The sequence below is a fragment of the Arthrobacter sp. E1SS-5 genome (genome assembly GCF_057073715.1).
Window position 1 is genome coordinate 1,296,056 of the sequence record NZ_CP172703.1, and the last position, 19,535, is coordinate 1,315,590.

At 67.1% G+C, this 19,535-nt stretch carries 14 protein-coding genes and 1 tRNA gene; 11 read left to right on the plus strand and 4 right to left on the minus strand.

What is annotated here, in order from left to right; all coding sequences use genetic code 11:
- Positions 1-24: 24 nt before the first annotated feature.
- The 3 genes from ACIGJD_RS06095 to ACIGJD_RS06105 are packed head-to-tail and all read right to left on the minus strand — an operon-like array spanning position 25 to position 5,168.
- The gene (locus ACIGJD_RS06095) at positions 25-2,598 is read right to left on the minus strand and encodes a transglutaminase TgpA family protein (RefSeq protein ID WP_483688745.1); all 2,574 of its coding nucleotides are present in this window, start codon (positions 2,596-2,598) and stop codon (positions 25-27) included.
- Positions 2,595-4,061 (minus strand): DUF58 domain-containing protein, encoded by a 1,467-nt coding sequence (locus tag ACIGJD_RS06100; RefSeq protein WP_483688746.1) that lies wholly within the window; start codon positions 4,059-4,061, stop codon positions 2,595-2,597. Before ACIGJD_RS06100 ends, ACIGJD_RS06095 begins: the two co-directional genes overlap by 4 nt.
- Positions 4,062-4,070: 9 nt before the next feature.
- Positions 4,071-5,168 (minus strand): AAA family ATPase, encoded by a 1,098-nt coding sequence (locus ACIGJD_RS06105; RefSeq protein ID WP_483688747.1) that lies wholly within the window; start codon positions 5,166-5,168, stop codon positions 4,071-4,073.
- Between the two features lie 163 nt (positions 5,169-5,331).
- Here ACIGJD_RS06105 and ACIGJD_RS06110 point away from each other — a divergent pair, with 163 nt between their 5' ends.
- The 5 genes from ACIGJD_RS06110 (at position 5,332) to ACIGJD_RS06130 (ending at position 11,513) form a co-directional block, all read left to right on the plus strand.
- The gene (locus ACIGJD_RS06110) at positions 5,332-6,237 is read left to right on the plus strand and encodes a TatD family hydrolase (RefSeq protein WP_483688748.1); all 906 of its coding nucleotides are present in this window, start codon (positions 5,332-5,334) and stop codon (positions 6,235-6,237) included.
- 257 nt (positions 6,238-6,494) lie between these two features.
- Positions 6,495-7,691, plus strand: coding sequence for a ubiquitin-like domain-containing protein (locus tag ACIGJD_RS06115; protein WP_483688749.1), 1,197 nt, complete (start codon positions 6,495-6,497; stop codon positions 7,689-7,691).
- Positions 7,692-7,800: 109 nt separating this feature from the next.
- Positions 7,801-8,673 (plus strand): 16S rRNA (adenine(1518)-N(6)/adenine(1519)-N(6))-dimethyltransferase RsmA, encoded by an 873-nt coding sequence (gene rsmA / locus ACIGJD_RS06120; protein WP_483688750.1) that lies wholly within the window; start codon positions 7,801-7,803, stop codon positions 8,671-8,673.
- On the plus strand, positions 8,670-9,647 hold the full coding sequence (locus ACIGJD_RS06125; protein WP_483688751.1) for a 4-(cytidine 5'-diphospho)-2-C-methyl-D-erythritol kinase: 978 nt from the start codon (positions 8,670-8,672) through the stop codon (positions 9,645-9,647). The genes rsmA and ACIGJD_RS06125 overlap by 4 nt, the downstream gene beginning before the upstream one ends.
- Before the next feature lie 33 nt (positions 9,648-9,680).
- Positions 9,681-11,513, plus strand: a complete 1,833-nt coding sequence (locus tag ACIGJD_RS06130) for an ABC-F family ATP-binding cassette domain-containing protein (protein WP_483688752.1) — start codon at positions 9,681-9,683, stop codon at positions 11,511-11,513.
- A 108-nt stretch (positions 11,514-11,621) separates the two neighbouring features.
- Here ACIGJD_RS06130 and ACIGJD_RS06135 read toward each other — a convergent pair whose 3' ends face one another.
- Entirely contained in the window at positions 11,622-12,248 is a 627-nt protein-coding gene (locus ACIGJD_RS06135; protein ID WP_483688753.1) for a TetR/AcrR family transcriptional regulator, read from the minus strand.
- Between the two features lie 134 nt (positions 12,249-12,382).
- On the opposite strand from ACIGJD_RS06135, the gene ACIGJD_RS06140 reads away from it, so the two are divergent.
- The 6 genes from ACIGJD_RS06140 to ACIGJD_RS06165 all read left to right on the plus strand — a co-directional run bounded on the left by ACIGJD_RS06140 (position 12,383) and on the right by ACIGJD_RS06165 (position 19,527).
- Positions 12,383-12,454: transfer RNA gene (locus ACIGJD_RS06140), tRNA-Gln, on the plus strand.
- 103 nt (positions 12,455-12,557) lie between these two features.
- Positions 12,558-14,036 (plus strand): bifunctional UDP-N-acetylglucosamine diphosphorylase/glucosamine-1-phosphate N-acetyltransferase GlmU, encoded by a 1,479-nt coding sequence (gene glmU / locus ACIGJD_RS06145; protein ID WP_483688754.1) that lies wholly within the window; start codon positions 12,558-12,560, stop codon positions 14,034-14,036.
- 2 nt (positions 14,037-14,038) lie between these two features.
- Positions 14,039-15,019 carry a ribose-phosphate diphosphokinase gene (locus ACIGJD_RS06150; protein WP_159632494.1) on the plus strand — a complete coding sequence of 327 codons (981 nt, stop codon included), beginning with the start codon at positions 14,039-14,041 and terminating at the stop codon, positions 15,017-15,019.
- 299 nt (positions 15,020-15,318) lie between these two features.
- Entirely contained in the window at positions 15,319-15,939 is a 621-nt protein-coding gene (locus ACIGJD_RS06155) for a 50S ribosomal protein L25/general stress protein Ctc (RefSeq protein ID WP_483688755.1), read from the plus strand.
- Positions 15,940-16,076: 137 nt separating this feature from the next.
- The gene (gene pth / locus ACIGJD_RS06160; protein WP_483688756.1) at positions 16,077-16,682 is read left to right on the plus strand and encodes an aminoacyl-tRNA hydrolase; all 606 of its coding nucleotides are present in this window, start codon (positions 16,077-16,079) and stop codon (positions 16,680-16,682) included.
- Positions 16,683-16,791: 109 nt separating this feature from the next.
- Positions 16,792-19,527, plus strand: coding sequence for a helix-turn-helix transcriptional regulator (locus ACIGJD_RS06165; RefSeq protein ID WP_483688757.1), 2,736 nt, complete (start codon positions 16,792-16,794; stop codon positions 19,525-19,527).
- Positions 19,528-19,535: the final 8 nt, after the last annotated feature.

Genomic DNA, 19,535 nt, shown 5'->3' on the forward strand with positions numbered 1-19,535 from the left:
AGCTTTCCCGGGCGGCACTTTGCGTCAGCGCCCGCCTGGCCTGCGGCCGCCGTCGTGCGTGTCCGGCCTTCCGGCAGCGACGGTCATGGCTGAAGGGCCGGGCCCGGCTGAAGTGCCGCGCCGCGACCGGACACGTGCCGCCGGGTGCCTCACAGCCCCCAGGGCCCTGCCCGCCGCGCTGAACGGCTTCCTGAGCAGCAGACCCAGCCGCCGGGTCACTGACGGGGGAAGCCACCCCGCGGCCAGGCGCCGGGGCAGCGTGGCGTTGGCCCGCAGTGACGCTTCCACAGCCGCAATGCCGGTAGCGATATCCGCGTGCGCGGTGTCGATCCGAGGACTGGTCCCCTGGACGCTGCCGGCGCTTTGGGACCTATCTCCATCGGGCCGGCCGTACCGGTGGTGCTCGAACGCCGACGTGAGAGACGCAATGGCAGCGTGCGCGTCCTGGTCCACGCCGCCCGGCTCGCCCAGCAGCGTTTCCCTGAAGCGCGCCGAATACGTCCGGGGCGTTTCACTGGCGGCAGCGGGCAGGCCGTAATCGGTGCCAAGGTCCCGGATCTCATTCCACGCCAGCGGCACAGCCTGTTCGGGGCGCTTTGGCCGCAGCCTGCGCGATCGCATGCCCGCGCGGACCAGATGGGGAGTGGCCGCCAGGAGCACCAGGGCCGCAACGCCGGCCGCGCCGATGAGCCAGGGCATCAGTTCGGGGCCGCCGCCGGTGCTGCTGCTCCCGGCGCCGGGAACAGCCGGCGCCGTGGCGCTGGACGTGGGCGTCGGCACCGGGGCGGTATCGGGGACGAGCCCGTCGTTATTGCCCGGGGAGTCCGGGGCCGACGGCACTGACGTCTCAGTGGCGTAGTCCGGGACCACGCCACGCGAGGGCGTCGGTTCGAAGGGCACCCACCCCAGGCCCTGGAAGTACAGTTCCGGCCATGCGTGCGCATCACGGGCGTCTGCCTCGTACTCCGGGAGGGCACCCTGGCCGGCCACCGTTACCGTGGCCCCGGTCAACCTTCCGGGGGCATAACCCACAGCGATCCTGCTGGGAATTCCTTCCAGCCTGGCCATCACCGCCATCGCCGAGGCGTAGTGGATGCAGTAGCCGCTCTTTTGCTGCAGGAAGTCCGCCAGGACGGAGAGGCCATTGCCGTCGTACCCGCCCTGCACCGGAGCCTGCAGCGAGTAGGTGAACTCGGACGAGCGGAGGTACTTCTGGATGGCCATGGCCTTCTGGAAGGGTGTTCCCGCCGCTCCGGCCACCGTCTGCGCCGTGGTTTTGACGATTCCAGGGACGTTGCCCGGAATCCGGGTGAAGACATCCGGGATGCCCCGTGCGGGCCCCGTGGACTGGGCCAGGAGCGCCGACGAAAGCTTGGGCACCGCCGAGGTCACCAGATATTCCTGCCGCCGGGTTGTGGTGTCGGTGCCCTTGATGCTCAGCGTGGCGGGATCCCAGGTCCACTGGCCTCCCAGGCCGCGGACGGTTTCGGGCGCATAGGGGACCGGCAAATAGGGGCTGGTGAAGGATCCGGCGTCGATGGCAGTGACCAGCCGCACCTGCTCGTCGGCCAGGACCGCGTAGCCGGGATCGATCCTGCCATCAAGAGGCACCCGGGATGCGTCGCGGTCGTCCGGGCCCCATGAATCGCCGTCGAAATTGTCCACTGTGACGGACCTCAGGTACAGCGGAGTGGACGAGTTCGTGGCATAGGTGATCCTGCCGCTGCCGTCGGGGGCGCGAAGACTGTTGCCCAGCGTGATCATCGGGTTGAGGCCGGTGGCAGAGCCCCAGGGATTGATCCTCGAGCCCTGAGGGAAAGTGCCGCTGTCGAAGCCCGGAATGGCCAGGGGCAGCACCAGTGTGGCCGCCAGTGCCACGGCCCCCGTAAGTGCGGCACGCCGCACCAGGCCCGGGCTGCGCGCGGAAGGGCCCTGCAACCTGCCGTCCGGGGCAAACCACTGGCTGCAGCCGAGGATGAGCAGGTATCCCGCTGCCGTGGCAACAAAGCTCCAAACCCCTACGCTTTGGGGTTTGATCATGGCCGGCACCACCAGCAAGGCCAGCAGCCCCGTTCCGGAGGCCGCCGGCATGCCCAGGGGAACGGCGAGCGCGTCGACCAGGATGACTGCCAGGCCCAGCACGGCACAAACCACCATCACGATCCCGGCATTGGGCGCCACCGGCGCGGTTTCCGACAGCACCGTCTGGCTGGCCCGCCGCATAAGCCGGTCCAGCTCGGGAAGGGTGGCGCCGGTGGGGACCACCCAGAGGAGACTGGAGCTGCGGAAGAACGTCAGCGTCAGGACGGCCGCCAGTGCCACGAATCCACCCGCCGTGACCAGCAGAGGCTGGGCACGGAGGGAACGCAGCGCGGCCAAGGCGAACGCCACCACTAGTACGGTGGTCATTGCCGGCCAGAACCAGTTCCAGCCGCGGAGCACGCCGTTCAGGGACAGGGCCGCGCCGCAGGCAGCGACTGCGATGGCTGCTGCCATGGCCCAGGGATAGACGCCCGGCCGTGTCCGGCCCGTGGTTGATTCGGGCGGGGGCTGCACCTGGTGCCCGGTGCCTGTTGCCCGCGCCGGTGCCATGGTCACCTGGCCACCCCCGCTCCGCGCCGTGCCTCGGGTGCCGGAGGCGTTGGCAGGGCTAGCTCCTGGTCGAACTGGTTCCACACGGCAGCAAGCTGTGCCTTTGGCGCCACGGCCACCGCCCGCCACCCGCCCTGCCGCAGCACTTCCAGGACTTCCTGGTATTCCGCGGGCCGTTCCACCGCCACCAAGGCGATCGCATTGGTGGCGTACGCGGCAGCAGGGGCCAGGGCGGCGGCCTCCTGGGCGGTGGTGCGTCCCAGCACTGCGATCAGGGGTCCCCGCATCCGGTGCGCGGAGAGCTTGTCCATCAGGTGGTCATCGAATGCTGCCGGTTCCTGCTCATTGCCTGCCGATGTCCGGATACCTGGCGCCACCCCCGGCTCCGGGTTCCTGCCGGCAATGTCCCGGAGCATGCCGTCCCGCCGCAGGTGGGCTGTTCCGGACAGGTGGATTGCGGCCAGGCTTTCGGCAATGGACTGCAGGCCGGAGGTCCCGCTGAATTCTTCCGCCCCCGGTTCAGGGGAAGACGGCGAGTGGAGGAATGCCGGGTTTCCTCCGGTGTCCAGCAGCCGCAGGCTGTAGTTCCGTTCTGCAAGGTGTGCGCTGATGGACATGGCGGCAACAACGGCCCACTCGAAGGTCCCGCTGGTGGCCAGTGCATGCCCGTCCTGGCCGGGAAGGCCGGGCATTGCCGTTCCGGTGCCGCCGGCGAACGCGCCGGAACGGTGGTCAAGGATGATGGTGGCTTCCGGAGTGGTGACGGATTCCTCCTGCCGGACCATCAGGGCCCCGTGCCTGGCGGTAGCGGCCCAGTGGACCCTGCGCATCGGGTCGCCATGCCGGTATTCGCGGGTCATGACATCGTCATCGCTGGGGTTCGCCCGGACGCGGGTGGCGGTGACGCCATCGTTGCCGCGCGCCCCGGCCAGCAGGGTGGCAGGAAGGACGACGGCGGCAGGCGTCACGGTGAGGATGTCGCCGTCGTCAATGGCCTGGCGGTGCAGCGCGAGTCCGAAGGGGTCGGTGAACTCCGCGGTGACCGGCCCGATTCGAAACTGGCCGCGGTGCCGTGACGTGAGGTGGTACTCGTAGCGGCTGGTGCGGCCGCTGGCGGAACGGGACGGGAACCGGAAAGCCGGTGCGTGGCCAAACTGTGCCGGCAGCCGCTCCTCCATGGCCACCCGGCCGCTCCCAGGGCCCGACCGGGCGACGGCAAGGTGGACCATTGCCGGGGCCGAGGTCTCCACTGGGGAGGGGTTGAACTCGCGGTAGACCCGGAACCGGGGTTTGACCAGCCGGACGCCCGCAAGGCAGACAAGTGGAAGCACCAGCAGGAGCAACGCCAGCGTCAGAAGGTCGCGGCGCCCCATGACCTGGGCCGCGGCCAGCGTGAAGGCCCCGGCCGCGAGCATGCCCCAGCCGCGCCTGGTGAACAGGTGCCGCGGAAGCTTGTCCAGCAGGGCCATGCTGGTGTCCTAGAGGTTCCTGCTGCCGGCGGCAGCAGCCCGGCCCGTTTGGCCGGGCTGGGCCTGTGGAACGGGCAGCCGGGACAGGATGCCACGCAGGACGCTGTGCGGCGTTTCGCCGGCGCCGACGGCCTTCCGGTCCAGGATGATGCGGTGTGCCAGGACGGCTTCGGCCACGTCCCCCACGTCGTCCGGCAGAACAAAGTCGCGTCCGTCCAGCGCGGCCGTGGCCTTGGCGGCACGCAGCAGCTGCAGCAGGGACCGGGGGCTGGCGCCCAGCCGCAGCAGCGGGCTTTCCCTGGTGGTCCTGCCCAAAGACACCGTGTATTCCTTCACCGGTTCGGAGACATAGACCTGCTGGACGGTGGCGGTCATGGCCGCAACATCGGAGGCGGTGACCACGGGGGAGACGTGGGCCAGGGGCGAGACCGCCTGGTGGGTTTCCAGCATCTCGATCTCCGCGTCCTTGTCCGGGTACCCCATGGAAATGCGGGCCATGAACCGGTCCCGCTGGGCCTCGGGCAGGGGATACGTCCCCTCCATCTCGATGGGGTTCTGGGTGGCCACCACCATGAACGGCTCATCGAGCTTGTAGGTGTTGCCGTCCACGGTGACCTGGTGCTCCTCCATGCACTCCAGGAGGGCGGACTGCGTCTTGGCGGAGGCGCGGTTTATTTCGTCGCCGATGACGATGTTTGCGAACACCGCGCCCGGCCGGAATTCAAAGAGCCTCGAGGCCTGGTTGTAGATGGACACCCCGGTGACGTCCGAGGGCAGCAAGTCGGGCGTGAACTGGATGCGGCTGACGGTGCAGTCGATGGTCCGGGCGAGGGTCTTTGCCAGCAGCGTTTTGCCGACGCCGGGCACGTCCTCCACCAGCAGGTGCCCCTGCGCCAGGAGCACGGTGAGCGCCAGTTTGGCGGCCTCGGACTTGCCGTCGATAACCGTATTGACGGTGGTCAGGATGCGCTGCGCCGCGTCGTGGAAGGATGCCGGGTCCATGGCCGGCGGCCGGTGCCCGTTCAGGCGGCTGACGGAATCAGGCACGTCGGCCAGGTCGAGGTTCGATGCGCTTGCATTGTCGGCAGTGCGTCGGTGCGGTTCCATCGGCAACCTTTCAGCCCGGATTTCACCTGGACGGGACAGCAAGCCTGCCTTCGCCCCTCGGTGGGCGTGCGCGTGTGTTCGTTCCAGACTACTAACACAACTGCCGCGGCTGACAGAGAGTTCCGGCAAATATGGGGGTGCCCGCCGCAGCTAGGCTGGGTGGATGTGCAATTCGTCGATTCCTGCCGCCTACCGGCTGCCTGCCGTGGACGGAACTACGGACCCGGAAGCCGGACGCCGCAAGGATTTCCCCCCGGCGCCGGAGCCCCTGCCCGTTCCGGTCATGGACAACCACACCCACCTGGACTTCCCGGAAGGAAAGGCGCCTGTGGGGATCAAGGCTGCGCTCGATGCGGCGGCGTCCGTGGGCGTCCAGGGCGCCGTGCAGGTGGGCTGCGACCTGGAGTCCTCGCGGTTCACTGTCCAAGCTGTGGACCAGGACCCCCGGCTCCTTGGTGCTGTGGCCCTGCATCCCAACGACGCTCCGCAGTATGCCGCCGACGGTGGGCTCGAAGACGCCCTTGCCGAAATCGAACGCCTGGCCGCGCATCCGCGGATCCGGGCCATTGGCGAAACGGGACTGGACTTCTACCGGACGGAAGGGGAGGGGCTTCGGGACCAGGAATACTCGTTCCGCCGGCACATCGACATCGCCAAGCGGTTGGACCTCACCCTGCAGATCCACGACCGGGATGCGCACAGCGACGTGGTGCGGGTGCTGCAGGAAGAGGGAGCGCCGGAACGGGTAGTGTTCCACTGCTTCTCAGGCGATGAGGAGCTGGCCAAAACCTGCAACAACCAGGGGTGGTGGATGTCCTTCGCCGGCACGCTGACGTTCAAGAACGCGGCCAATCTCCGTGCCGCGCTCGCCGTGGCGGAGCGCGAACTCATCATGGTGGAAACCGACGCCCCGTTCCTGACCCCGCATCCGCACCGGGGGCGGCCGAACGCCAGCTACATGGTCCCGTATACGGTGCGCGCCATGGCAGAATTGACAGGCTCCGATCTTGCCGGCCTCTGTACCGCTATCAGCGAAAATACCGTGCGGGCATACGGATCCTGGGCCTGACGGGCGCACCGCCAGCACCTCCCTGACACATACCTGGTATGCAAAAATGTTGGTTGCTTTATAACGCTACGGTTACAGTGGGAAACTATTAGCCGGGGTCGGGGAAGGCCAACGGGTAATTTCACTCCTTTCGCAGCCGGACCGGCCTGTCCAAAAGCCAGCCATGCCGTTGCCCGGAGTGTGGCGGCGCATCGGTGCCCGGACTGTCCTTTGCAGGCTTGTTCCGGGCATTTTTCTGCGCGTTTCCCCGTGCCCGGATGGACCGAGAGTTACGGGCAATCGTGATCAAGTTCTTTACATCGGACGGCAAGTTCAGCTTTATCAAGGTTGGCGCCCAGCTGCTGGTGCTTTGCGGCCTGGTCGCAGGCCTCGTAGCCTTCGTGGGCAATAACAAAACAATCACGCTCAACGTGGACGGCAAAGCATCGTCCGTGCAGTCCTTTGGCGGAACAGTGGCACAGGTGGTCAAGAGTGCAAACCTTGACCTGAAGCCCGGCGACCGGGTGTCGCCTTCCCTCGACGCGACCGTCCAGAACGGTACCGTCATCAACATCAACCAGGCCAAAGAGGTCAAAGTCAGCCTGGACGGGGCCGAGAAGACCGTGAACACCACGGCGCAGGACGTCGAAGACCTGGTGACCGAGCTCGGCGTGGCCAGTGCCTCGTCCGTCTCCGCGCCCAAGGATGCCACCCTCTCGCTGGCCGGCTCCTACGTCTCCATCTCCACCCCCAAGACCGTCAGCATCGTCGCCGACGGCAAGGTGAATACCGCCACGACCACCGCGCCGACCGTGGGCAAGGTCCTTGAGGATTCCGGGGTCACTCTCGGCCCCAATGACCGCACCTCGCAGCCGGCCAACGCCAACGTGGTGAACAACATGGTCATCAAGGTCTCCCGCGTGGACACCAGCCAGACCGCCGTCACCAGTGAAGACGTGCCCTTCGAAACGGTTACCTCCGAAAACGCGGACATGCTCAAGGGCGAGAAGGAAGTCACGCAGGCCGGCTCCGCCGGAAAGCTCGAGCGCACCTTCAAGCTGGTGCTCGTGGACGGACGGGAAGCTTCCCGCACGCTGGTATCCGAGAACGTGGCTGTCCAGCCGGTCACCGAAAAGGTCACCGTCGGCACCAAGGCCAAGCCTGCACCCCAGGCTGCACCGGCCCCCGCCGCTGCGGCCGCCAACACCGGCGCGGCAGCACCGGCCATGATGAACGAGGCCATGTGGGACAAGATCGCCCAGTGTGAGTCCACTGGAAACTGGAGCATCAACAGCGGCAACGGCTACTACGGCGGCCTGCAGTTCGATATCCAGACCTGGATCGGCGCCGGCGGCGGTGCCTACGCTCCCAACGCCAGCCTGGCCACCAAGGCACAGCAGATCGACATCGCCAACCGTGTCTACGCGCAGCGCGGCCTGTCGCCGTGGGGTTGCGGCTGGGCGGCCAGCCGCTGATCCACTGATCATCAGGCAGGCAGAAGTGTGGCCGGCCCCGGGTGCTCCGGGGCCGGCCACTGCCGTTAACCGGGCAAAGCCAGAGGGCCGCGCGGGATAGGATACCTAGGTGACTGAACCGACTCCCGCCGTGCCCGCACCATTGTTCGGCGCCTCCGACATACGCCGGATGGCAGAGGAAATCGGGGTCAGGCCAACCAAGACGCTCGGCCAGAACTTTGTGATCGACGGCAACACCATCCGCCGGATTGTTGCCGCGGCGGGAGTGGGGCCGGATGAGACAGTCCTCGAGGTGGGCCCGGGGCTGGGGTCGCTCACGCTGGGACTGCTGGACGCAGCAGCGGCGGTTGTCGCCGTCGAAATCGATCCTGTCCTTGCCGCCAAACTTCCCGACACCGTGAAGGAGTGGCGCCCCCAGGCCGCCAACGCATTCCACCTGGTGCACGCCGATGCCATGAAGGTCACCGAGCTGCCGGTGGAACCCACCGCACTCGTTGCCAACCTGCCATACAACGTCGCCGTTCCCGTGGTGCTGCACCTCCTCCAGCACTTCCCCAGCCTGCGGCACGGCCTGGTGATGGTGCAGGACGAGGTGGCCGACCGGCTGGCGGCCGGCCCCGGCTCCAAGACCTACGGAGTTCCCTCCGTTAAGGCCGCCTGGTACAGCCAGATGCGCAAAGCCGGGGTGATCGGCATGAACGTGTTCTGGCCGGCACCGAAGATCCACTCCGGGCTGGTGGCCTTCACCCGGCGCGAGCCGCCGGCTACTACCGCCACCCGTGAACAGGTGTTTGCCGTGGTGGATGCCGCATTCGCGCAACGCCGCAAGACCCTCCGGGCCGCCCTCGCCGGCTGGGCCGGGGGAGCGCCGGAAGCCGAGCGCTGCCTGCTCGCCGCCGGCGTGGACCCCACGGCACGCGGAGAGGTCATCGACATCGCGGCGTTCGCCCGGATTGCCGAAGCCAGGGAAAACCGTCCGTGAGCGCGGGACTTGAGAGGCCAGGCAGGGGGCGGTTCGCCGCCAGGACCGTCCGGGTCAAGGCGCCGGGCAAGGTCAACGTCTCCCTGGCAGTGGGGCCGCTCCGGCCGGACGGCTACCACTCGGTGGCCAGCGTCTATCTCGCGGTGTCCCTGTATGAGGAAGTAGCCGCCACCAGCACCGCCGCCCCCGGGATCACCATCAGCCTCAGCCCCGAAAGCACCTTGGACCTCGACGCCGTCGACATCCCCCTGGACAGCAACAACCTGGCCTACAAGGCCGCCGCCATCATGGCTGACGTGTCCGAATACGCCACCGGCGTGCACCTGGAAATCACCAAGCGGGTTCCGGTGGCCGGCGGCATGGGCGGCGGATCCGCCGACGCCGCCGCCACGCTCCTTGCCTGCGATGCGCTCTGGAACAGCGGGCTGTCGCGCGAGGAACTGGCCCACCTTGCAGCGGAACTGGGCGCCGACGTCCCCTTCTCGCTCCTGGGCGGAACCGCCGTCGGCCTTGGCCTGGGCGATGAACTGTCCCCGGCCCTGGCCAAGGCGCAGACCCACTGGGTGCTGGTAGTGGCCGACTACGGCCTCTCCACCCCGGAGGTGTACCGCACGCTGGACCGGCTGCGCGCGGTCGAAGGGATCGAAGCCGGCGAACCCACCGGCGTGGACCCGCAGATCCTGGCGGCCCTGCGGGGCGGCGACGCCGAATCCCTAAGCCGCGTGCTGGTCAACGACCTGCAAAGGGCGTCCATTGAACTCTCGCCCGCGCTGCGCGATACGCTGGGAATCGGTGAATCCCATGGCGCCATCGCCGGCATGGTCTCCGGATCCGGCCCCACCGTGGCGCTCCTGGCAGATGACTCCGTGGCCGCCGAGGCGCTGGCGGAGGACCTGCGGCGCCACGGCCTGAGAGCGATCCCCGTCCACGGTCCGGTCCCCGGCGCGCGCATCATCTCCGACACCCTCCTTTAACACTTACAGTCCGGCAGCAGAAAGCAGTTCCCTTTGGCACACCTTCTTGGCGGCGAGAACCTCACGGTTTCCTACGCAACCCGCACCGTTCTGGACGGCATCACCCTGGGGCTGGAGGAGGGCGACCGGATCGGCATGGTGGGCCGCAACGGCGACGGCAAGTCCACCCTGATGCGGCTCCTGGCCCTGCGCTCCACCCCCGACTCCGGCCGGGTTACCAAGCGCGGCGACGTCAACGTGGGCTACCTGGACCAGAGCGACGTGCTCGACGGCGACCTGACGGTGGGTGCCGCGATTGTGGGGGACCAGGCGGACTACGAATGGGCACGCAACCCCCGGATCCGGGAGATCATGGGCGGCCTGGTGTCCGACGTCGACTGGCATGCCAATGTCCACGCCCTCTCGGGCGGGCAGAAGCGCCGGGTGGCGCTCGCCAAACTGCTTATTGAGGACCACGACGTCATCATGCTGGACGAGCCCACCAACCACCTCGACGTCGAGGGCGTGGCCTGGCTTGCCCGGCACTTGAAGACACGCTGGCGGGCCAACCAGGGTGCCTTCCTGGTGGTCACCCACGACCGTTGGTTCCTCGACGAAGTCTGTACCAAAACGTGGGAAGTCCATGACGGGATCGTGGACCCCTTCGAGGGCGGTTACGCCGCGTATGTCCTGGCCCGCGCGGAGCGGGACCGGATGGCTTCCGTGGTGGAAAGCAAGCGCCAACAGCTGGTCAAGAAGGAGCTCGCCTGGCTGCGCCGCGGCGCCCCGGCACGGACGTCAAAGCCGAAGTTCCGGATCGAGGCGGCCAACGCCCTCATTGAGGATGTCCCCGCGCCCCGCGACTCCATGGCCTTGAGCAAGATGGCCACAGCGCGCCAGGGCAAGGACGTCCTTGACCTGGAAAACGTCTCCCTGAACTTCCAGGGCGGCGACGGCGGCCGGAAGCTCTTCGACAACATCACCCTCCGCCTGGCACCTGGAGAGCGGCTGGGTCTGGTGGGCGTCAACGGCGCCGGAAAGACCACCCTCCTGAAGCTGCTCAACGGCGAGATCGCCCCCGACGCCGGCAGGCTGAAGAGGGGAAAGACGGTGGTCACCGCAGTCCTCACACAGGAGGTCAAGGAGCTCGACGACGTCGCGAACCTGCGCGTCATCGAGGTCATTGAGCGGGAAAAGCGTTCCTTCAACGTCGGTGGCAGGGAATTCACGGCCGGCCAGTTGGTGGAGCAGCTCGGGTTCACCAACCAGAAGCAGTGGACGCCCGTGAAGGACCTTTCCGGCGGTGAGCGGCGCCGCCTGCAGCTGCTGCGGCTGCTGGTAGGCGAACCCAACGTGCTGATGCTCGACGAGCCCACCAACGACCTGGACACCGACACCCTCGCCGCCGTCGAGGACGTCCTGGACGGCTGGCCCGGGACCCTGGTGGTGGTCAGCCACGACCGCTACCTGCTGGAACGCGTCACCGACCACCAAATGGCACTGCTGGGCGACGGCAAGCTCCGCGGCCTGCCCGGCGGCGTGGACCAGTACCTTGAGCTGCGCGAAGCCGCCCTGGCCGGTTCAACCGTCACCGGCGGCGGAAACCCGGCCACCAGCGGAGGCCCGCAAGGCACAGCCGCGGCCCCGGCGTCCGGCCCCTCCGAGGCCGAAAAGCGCGAGGCCCGCAAGGCCCTCAACAGGATCGAGCGGCAGCTCAAGAAGCTGGATCAAGAGGAAAAGAAGCTCCACGACCAGATGGTGAAGACCACCGAGGCCGGCGATTTCGACGCCCTCGCCGCCCAGAACAAACAGCTCAAGGACCTCACCGACGAAAAGGACGCCCTGGAAATGGAGTGGCTGGAGTCCTCAGAGCTCCTGGGCGACTGAGTTTCACGAGCGGGGAAGGGGGTTATCCGGCAGCATGCGTCAGAGGCGAGGAACGAGCCAGCATGCAGAGGATGACCCCCTTCCCCGCGCACGCAACCACGGCGAGGCTTAGGGTTCAGACTGCAGCTCAGGGTCCTTGCGGAGGCCGGTCAGGCCGTTCCAGGCGAGGTTGACCAGGTGCGCGGCGACGGTGTTCTTGTCGGGCTGGCGGCTGTCCTGCCACCATTGGCCGGTCATGGCCACCATGCCGACGAGCATCTGAGCGTACATGGCGCCGTCGTCGCCGCTTAGGCCGCGGCGGGAGAACTCGTCGGAGAGGATGTGTTCCACGCGGGCGGTGACGTGGGAGAGCAGGGTGGAGAAGGCGCCTTCGGGCTGGGACGGGGGAGCGTCGCGCATGAGGATGCGGAACCCTTCGGTGCGTTCCTCGATGTAGGTGAGCAGGGCGAGTGCCGCGCGTTCGACGAGGACGCGGGGCTTGGCTTCCTCGGTGAGCGCCGCGTTGATCGAGTCCAGGAGGAGGTGGAACTCGCGGTCCACCACCTCTGTGTACAGCCCTTCCTTGGAACCGAAGTGCTCGTAGATGACCGGTTTGGACACGCCTGCGCAGGCGGCGATCTCTTCGATGGTGGTCCCGTCCAGGCCGCGGACGGCGAAAAGGCCGCGGCCGACGTCGATCAGCTGGCTTCGGCGCTGCCGGCCCGTCATCCGCATGCGCGGAAGGTTGTTGCTCACCTTCCCATCATGCCTCACTGCCGACCCGCCGGATTCGGCCCGACCGGCAGGGGCGGGAAAGGGCCGTGTCGCGCGGCGCCCTGAACCCGTGGCAAAATAGGGACTTGTGCCCGGGCCTTGGGTCTTCGGCACGGTCCGCTCTGGTGTAACGGCAGCACCCCGGCCTTTGGAGCCGTGGAGTATAGGTTCGAATCCTATGGGCGGAACTGCTGCGCAAGGAGCGATCATGAGGATGGCACCCGGTGCCCGGCGGCCTGGGCTGCGGGACACCGCAAAGCGCCAGCACAAACAAGCAAGGAGAGCCCGTACGTGATCCCCGAGAATGCCGGTCCGGCCGCTGTAATCGTTCTGGCCGCAGGCGCCGGCACCCGGATGAAATCGCGTACTCCCAAGATCCTGCACGAAATCGGCGGTCTCTCCATGGTGGGCCACGCCCTCCGTGCCGCCCGCAGCATCAATCCGCAGCGGCTTGCCATCGTGGTACGCCACGAACGCGACCTGGTGGAAGGCCATGTTGCCGCCCTCGACCCGCAGGCCCTCATCGTGGACCAGGATGACGTCCCGGGCACCGGCCGCGCCGTTGAAGCCGCACTCGAGGCGCTGGACGCCGGGCAGGCCCTGGACGGAACCGTCGTGGTCACATACGGCGATGTGCCCCTGCTGTCCGGGGAACTGCTGACCGAGCTCGTCGCCACACATGAGTTCGAAGGCAACGCCGTCACCGTCCTCACGGCAGTCCTGGACGATGCCACGGGCTACGGCCGCATCCTCCGCGGCGAAGACGGTTCGGTCACCGGCATCCGCGAACACAAGGACTCCTCCGAGGCCGAAAAACTGATCCGGGAAGTCAACTCCGGCATCTATGCCTTCGATGCCGCGGTGCTGCGCGATGCGCTGGGCAAGGTCACCACCGACAACGCCCAGGGCGAGAAATACCTCACCGACGTGCTGGGACTGGCGCGTGAGGCAGGCGGCCGCGTCGCCGCCGTCGTCACCGCCGACCGCTGGCAGGTGGAGGGCGCCAACGACCGCGTCCAGCTCGCCGCTCTCGGCACCGAACTGAACCGCCGCACCGTGGAAGCCTGGATGCGCGCCGGCGTCACCGTGGTTGACCCGGCCACCACCTGGATCGACTCCTCCGTCACCCTGGAAGAGGACGTCCGCCTCCTGCCGAACACCCAACTGCACGGCACCACCACCGTGGCGAGGGACGCCGTCGTGGGCCCCGACACCACCCTGACCGACGTCACCATAGGGGAGGGCGCCACGGTGGCCCGCACCCATGGTTCCGGTTCGGTGATCGGCCCGCGCGCCGCCGTCGGTCCCTTCACGTACCTTCGCCCCGGCACGGTGCTGGGGGAAAAGGGCAAGATCGGCGCCTTCTACGAAACCAAGAACGTCACCATCGGCCGCGGTTCCAAGCTGTCCCACCTGGGCTACGCGGGCGACGCCGAAATCGGCGAGGACACCAACATTGGCTGTGGCAACATCACGGCCAACTACGACGGCGAGAAGAAGCACCGCACGGTGATCGGCTCGGGCGTCCGCACGGGCTCCAACACCGTTTTTGTTGCCCCGGTCACCGTGGGGGACGGCGCCTATAGCGGCGCCGGCGCAGTGATCCGCAAAGACGTTCCGGCCGGAGCGCTTGCGCTGAGCGTCGCTGCCCAGCGCAACGCCGAAGGCTGGGTTCCCGCGCACCGCCCGGGAACCCGCTCCGCCGAACTGGCCCAGGCGGCCACCAACGACTCCTCAAGTACCCCGGCATCTACAGAAGAGGGCAAGTAACAATGAGCGAAATTACGGCGCACGGCGAGAAGAAGTTGGTGCTTGCCTCCGGGCGGGCCCATCCGGAGCTCGCCCGGGAAATCGCCAAGGAGCTCGGCACCGAACTCCTCCCGCTGGATGCCTACGACTTCGCGAACGGCGAGATCTACGTCCGTGCCGGTGAAAGCGTCCGCGGCACCGATGCCTTCGTGATCCAGGCGCACCCCGCCCCGCTGAACAACCACCTCATGGAACAGCTGATCATGATCGATTCGCTGAAGCGGGCCTCCGCCAAGCGGATCACCGTGGTTTCGCCGTTCTACCCCTATGCCCGCCAGGACAAGAAGGGCCGCGGCCGCGAGCCGATTTCTGCCCGGCTGGTGGCAGACCTCTACAAGACCGCCGGCGCGGACCGCATCATGAGCGTGGACCTGCACACCTCCCAGATCCAGGGCTTCTTCGACGGCCCCGTCGACCACCTGATGGCCATTCCGCTGCTGGCCGACTACATCCGGACCCGGGTGGGCTCGGACAACATCACCGTCGTATCGCCGGACACCGGCCGTGTCCGCGTGGCTGAACAGTGGGCCGAACGCCTGGGCGGCGCACCTTTGGCCTTCGTCCACAAGAGCCGCGACCTTACTGTTCCCAACCAGGCTGTCTCCAAGACTGTGGTGGGCCAGATCGAGGGGCGAACCTGTGTCCTGATCGACGACATGATCGACACCGGCGGAACCATCTCCGGCGCCGTCACTGTCCTGAAGAACGCCGGTGCCAAGGATGTCATCATCGCGGCCACCCACGCCGTCTTCTCGGACCCCGCAGCCCGGCGCCTCTCCGAGTCCGGTGCCCGTGAAGTGGTGGTAACCAACACACTGCCGCTGGGTTCGTCCCAGCGCTTCCCGCAGCTGACGGTGCTTTCCATTGCGCCGCTGATCGCCCGCGCCATCCGCGAAGTGTTCGACGACGGATCGGTCACCAGCCTTTTCGACGGCAAGGCGTAAGACCGTACTTGACGGAACCCGCCGGCAGGAGCCGGCGGGTTCCGGGCCCACGCGGGAAGTGTTACCTGGGCGGGTCTGCGGGCTCAGGGGCATGGGAATTTAAGGAAACGGTCCCGGCGCTGGTAGGCTGTTATGCGAAACCTTGGCGAGGGAGGGCATAGCCTCCGTTATCGACTGGGTCTGCTGGTCCCTACACAGGGACTGCCTTCTTGAAGGGCCGCCATCCGGCCGCCCGGCGTTGAAGGTCACACCAGACCTCCGCCCTTGCTGAACACCGTTTAGTCTTCAAGGAGATTTCCATGTCTGAGCAGAAGCTCGCAGCAGAACTGCGCACCGAATTCGGTAAGGGCTACGCCCGCCGCGCCCGCATGAACAACCAGATTCCTGCCGTCATCTACGGCCACGGCGCAGAGCCCATCCACGTCACCCTGCCGGCGAAGGCCACCACCCTGGCCGTCCGCACCCCCAACGCCCTGCTGTCCCTGGACATCAACGGCGAAGGCCACCTGGCCCTGGTCAAGGACGTCCAGCGCGATCCGGTAAAGCAGATCATCGAGCACATCGACCTCCTGACCGTCCGCCAGGGCGAGAAGGTCACGGTTGACGTCCCGGTCCACGTTGAAGGCGAAACCGCTCCCGGCACCGTCCACAACCTGGAGCTGACGGCCGTGTCCGTCGAGGCCGAGGCAACGCACCTGCCCGAGACCGTCAGCGTGAGCATCGAAGGCCGTGCAGCCGGCGAGCACATCCTCGCATCGGATCTTGCACTTCCCAAGAACGTCACCCTGCTGACCGACGCCGAGACGCTTGTCGTGAACATCTCCGAAGCCACTGTCGTGGCCGAGGAAGAAGAAACCGAAGCCGCCCCCGAGGGCGAAGCAGAGGAAGCTCCCGCAGCCGAAGAAGCCGCGGCCGAGTAACCACTCCGCAGTTTCAGCAGTGGCCGGACCCCCAGGGGCCCGGCCACTGCCATGTCAGGCCAGCGCCGTACCCGGGCGGACAGTCCCGGTCCGCACGCTGTCTTTCCCGCCCAAGCCGCCCCCATAGGATTGATTCCATGACAGACACCTGGCTGATTGTTGGCCTCGGCAACCCCGGCGCCCAGTACCAAGGCAACCGGCACAATGTGGGCCAGATGGTGCTTGACGAACTTGCCGGCCGCATTGGGGCCGGCTTTAAGACGCACAAGGCCCGCGCCCAGGTTCTGGAAGGCCGGCTGGGCATCGGCGGTCCCCGCGTTGTCCTGGCGAAGCCGTTGAGCTACATGAATGTCTCCGGCGGCCCCGTCTCCGCCCTGGCCAACTTCTACGGCATTCCCGCCGATCATGTGGTGGCCGTCCATGATGAGATCGACATTCCCTTCAACACGGTCAAACTCAAACTCGGCGGCGGGGAAGGCGGCCACAACGGCCTGCGGGACATCTCCAAGGCGCTCAGCACCAAGGACTACCTGCGGGTCCGTGTGGGGGTGGGAAGGCCCCCCGGCCGAATGGACACCGCCGACTACGTTTTGCGGGATTTCGGCACCACGGAACAGAAGGAACTGCCGTTCCTGCTGGATGACGCCGCCGACGCCGTGGAGTCCCTGCTCCGTGACGGACTCACCGCCGCCCAGCAAAGGTTCCACCCCGCAAAGTCCGGGTCACGCCAGCCGGAATCGTAAAAGTTCCCTTCGACCCTATTTCCTTGTCTGTGGCAGAGGGTACTCTTCTTCCTATGCGGGGGAGCAAAGGGGCTACATCCCGCTATTGCAGGATGTAGGGGATAAGTTCATGTCAATCGAGCCACTCAGCTGGGGACGTGGGTCAACACCTCAAGGTGACAGGCTGCCCACGCCACCCTCCGCAGCGCCGGAGAACCAGCAATGGTCCGTGCCTGCACGCAGCGCCAACCTCGACGCCGTCCGCACCGCCCTGACCAGCGAAAACTCTCTCGGCGTGGTCATCACCGGGGCCCGCGGCGTGGGGAAATCCTCCCTGGCCCGCGCGGCAGTAGCAGACCTCGGCCCCGATATATGGTCGCTGCAACTGCGCAACGGTCCGTCGGGCTCCAGCGCCCCGTACGGCTGCCTCTCCTTCCTGCTGGCCCGGCTGCCGCAGGCCTACATGGGTTCGCCCACAGCCATCCTGCGGGGCATCACCTCCCTGATCCGCAGCGATGCCGCCGGCAGGCCTTGCATCATTACCCTGGACACCTCTGCCAGCATCGACGATATGAGTGCCGGGGTGCTGCTTAACGTCCTGCTTACCGGTACGGCCAAAATAGTTGCAGTGGCCCCCAACTCCAGTGATCTGCCCGCAGACTTCCACTGGCTCCTGACGGACCGGAATCTGACCGAGGTGCGGCTCAGCAACCTCAACGAACTGCAGACCCGGCAAGTCCTGCTGTCACTTCTGGGGCACCGCGTCGCTTCCTCCCTGGTCAGCACCTACCACCAGATGGTCGGCGGCAACCCCCTGCTGCTCAAGGCACTGGTCACCGAACAGCAGCTCTCCGGAAACCTGGTCCTGTCGGACTCCGTCTGGACCCTCCGGGACAAAGTGGTGCTTGACGGGGCAGCCAGCCTGGACGACATCGTCCGGTCCCGCTGGTCGCGCGAAACCCCCCAGACGCGTGAAGTCATCGAGATGCTCTCCTGTGCCCGCAGGGTGGAGTTGTCCCGCCTCACCACGATTTACGGTGCAGATGTCATTGCGGACATGGAAGACGGCGGGCTGCTGGAAATCGACGAGTCCGAATACCGATGGGTGTCCCTGCGGGAGAAATACATCGGCGATGTGGTCCGGACCTGGCTGAGCATCTCGCGGCGGCGGGAGCTTCGACACGTGATGCTGGGCGGCGCGGAGCCGGATCCGGCGTCCATGACGGTCGAAGAACTGATGTCCTTCGCCGCCTGGACCCACGAGTGCGAGGCCGAGCTCAGCCCGGGGCTGGCGCTTGCGGCCGCCCAGGCCGCGGTCCAGCTCTTCGACCCCCGCTTTGCCTTGACCTACGCGGACATGCTGAGGAGGACCGACGCAGGGTGGGCGCCGGCGCAGCGCCAAAAGGCATCGGCATACCTCCAGCTGGACATGCCAGTCCAGGCCCTCGCAGCCCTGGACGACATCTCACAGCCCGAACTCGACGCACTGGACCCCGAGGAATACGCCCAGATAGTCGCAGCCAAAGCCAGAGTCATGCTCTCCATTCCGGAACAGGCGGGTAAAGTGCCGGAACTCCTCGCCTCCGCCCGCGAACGCCTGGAACCGGCAGCCCAGGATTCTTCCTGGCCTGCACCTGCCGTCATTGCAGTCAACCGGGTGGCGCTGAGCGAATTCGAGTACCAGGCCCACGCCGGTAACTTTTCCGCCATGATCCCGGCACTTGAGCGGGCAGCCGATCCTGCTGCCAACCCCGACACGGGATACCGGCTTCAGTCGGCCATCATCCTGATGACCGCCCTCGCCTTCACGGGCCGCGAGATGGACGCCCTGGGCCTCATGCGCCAACTCGGTGGCCAGCTCACCGATGCCTCGCACATTGTCGGCCTTCGTGAGCGCTACACCAAGGAGGCATTCTTCGTCCTGCTGCTGGCGGGCCAATGGCGGCGCTGCATTGATCTCCTCACTCCCTTCAGCGCAGGACAGCTCCACCGGCTCCCCTTCCGAAGTGCCGCAACTGAACTGGCTGCCGGCGTGGCCTATGCCTTCTCCGGCCGCGGCGAGGCTGCCCTGGAGCCGTTGATTTCCGCCACTGCCCAGTTGGAGCTGCAGCCGGTGCAAACCGCGCTGCGCACCGGCTACGCCGCCACAGCCCTCGCCTATGCCCAGACCGGCAATGCAGGATTTGCCCGTAAGTACCTCACCAAGCTCCAGAGGACCTCCGGCAGGGCCGGGTTCGCCGCGGAATGCGTCATTGATTTCTGCGCGCTCGTGGCCGGGCGCTGGCTGGGCGACCCGGAGGCGGTGGCAGGCCTGAAGCAGGGAGCCCGCCGGAACCTGGAGGCGGGCCGGGCTACCGTTGCCGGCATCTACCTGCTGGCCGCAACTGTCAATGGCAGCGACGCGGACTTCCGGCTGTTGGAGGAGATTGCCGGCCACCGGCAGGGCCCGCTGGCCGACGTCTCACGGCTGATCGCCGTCGGAAGCAGGACAAAGGACGCCAAGGCACTCCTTGCCGGCGGTGAACTTGCTGCCACGCTCGAACTTGACGCCGTTGAGGCCCGGTGCATGGCACTGGCCGTGGATTTTGCGCGCCAGGACGGGAACGCGCTCTCGGCCAGGACCGCCCAGGCGCGGCTGGACATCCTGGCCGCTACCGTGTCCAACCTGCCCATCGTGCCCAGCAGTGGAAGCCCCTTGCTGACCAGCCGGGAACGGCAGATCGCCAGGATGGCCGGCCGGGGCGCTTCAAACCGTGACATCGCCATGGAAATGGGCGTGTCGGTCCGCACCGTGGAAGGCCACCTGTACCAGGTCTTCACCAAGCTTGGCGTGACTTCAAGGGGTGATCTGACTGGACTCGTCTAATGGCCACA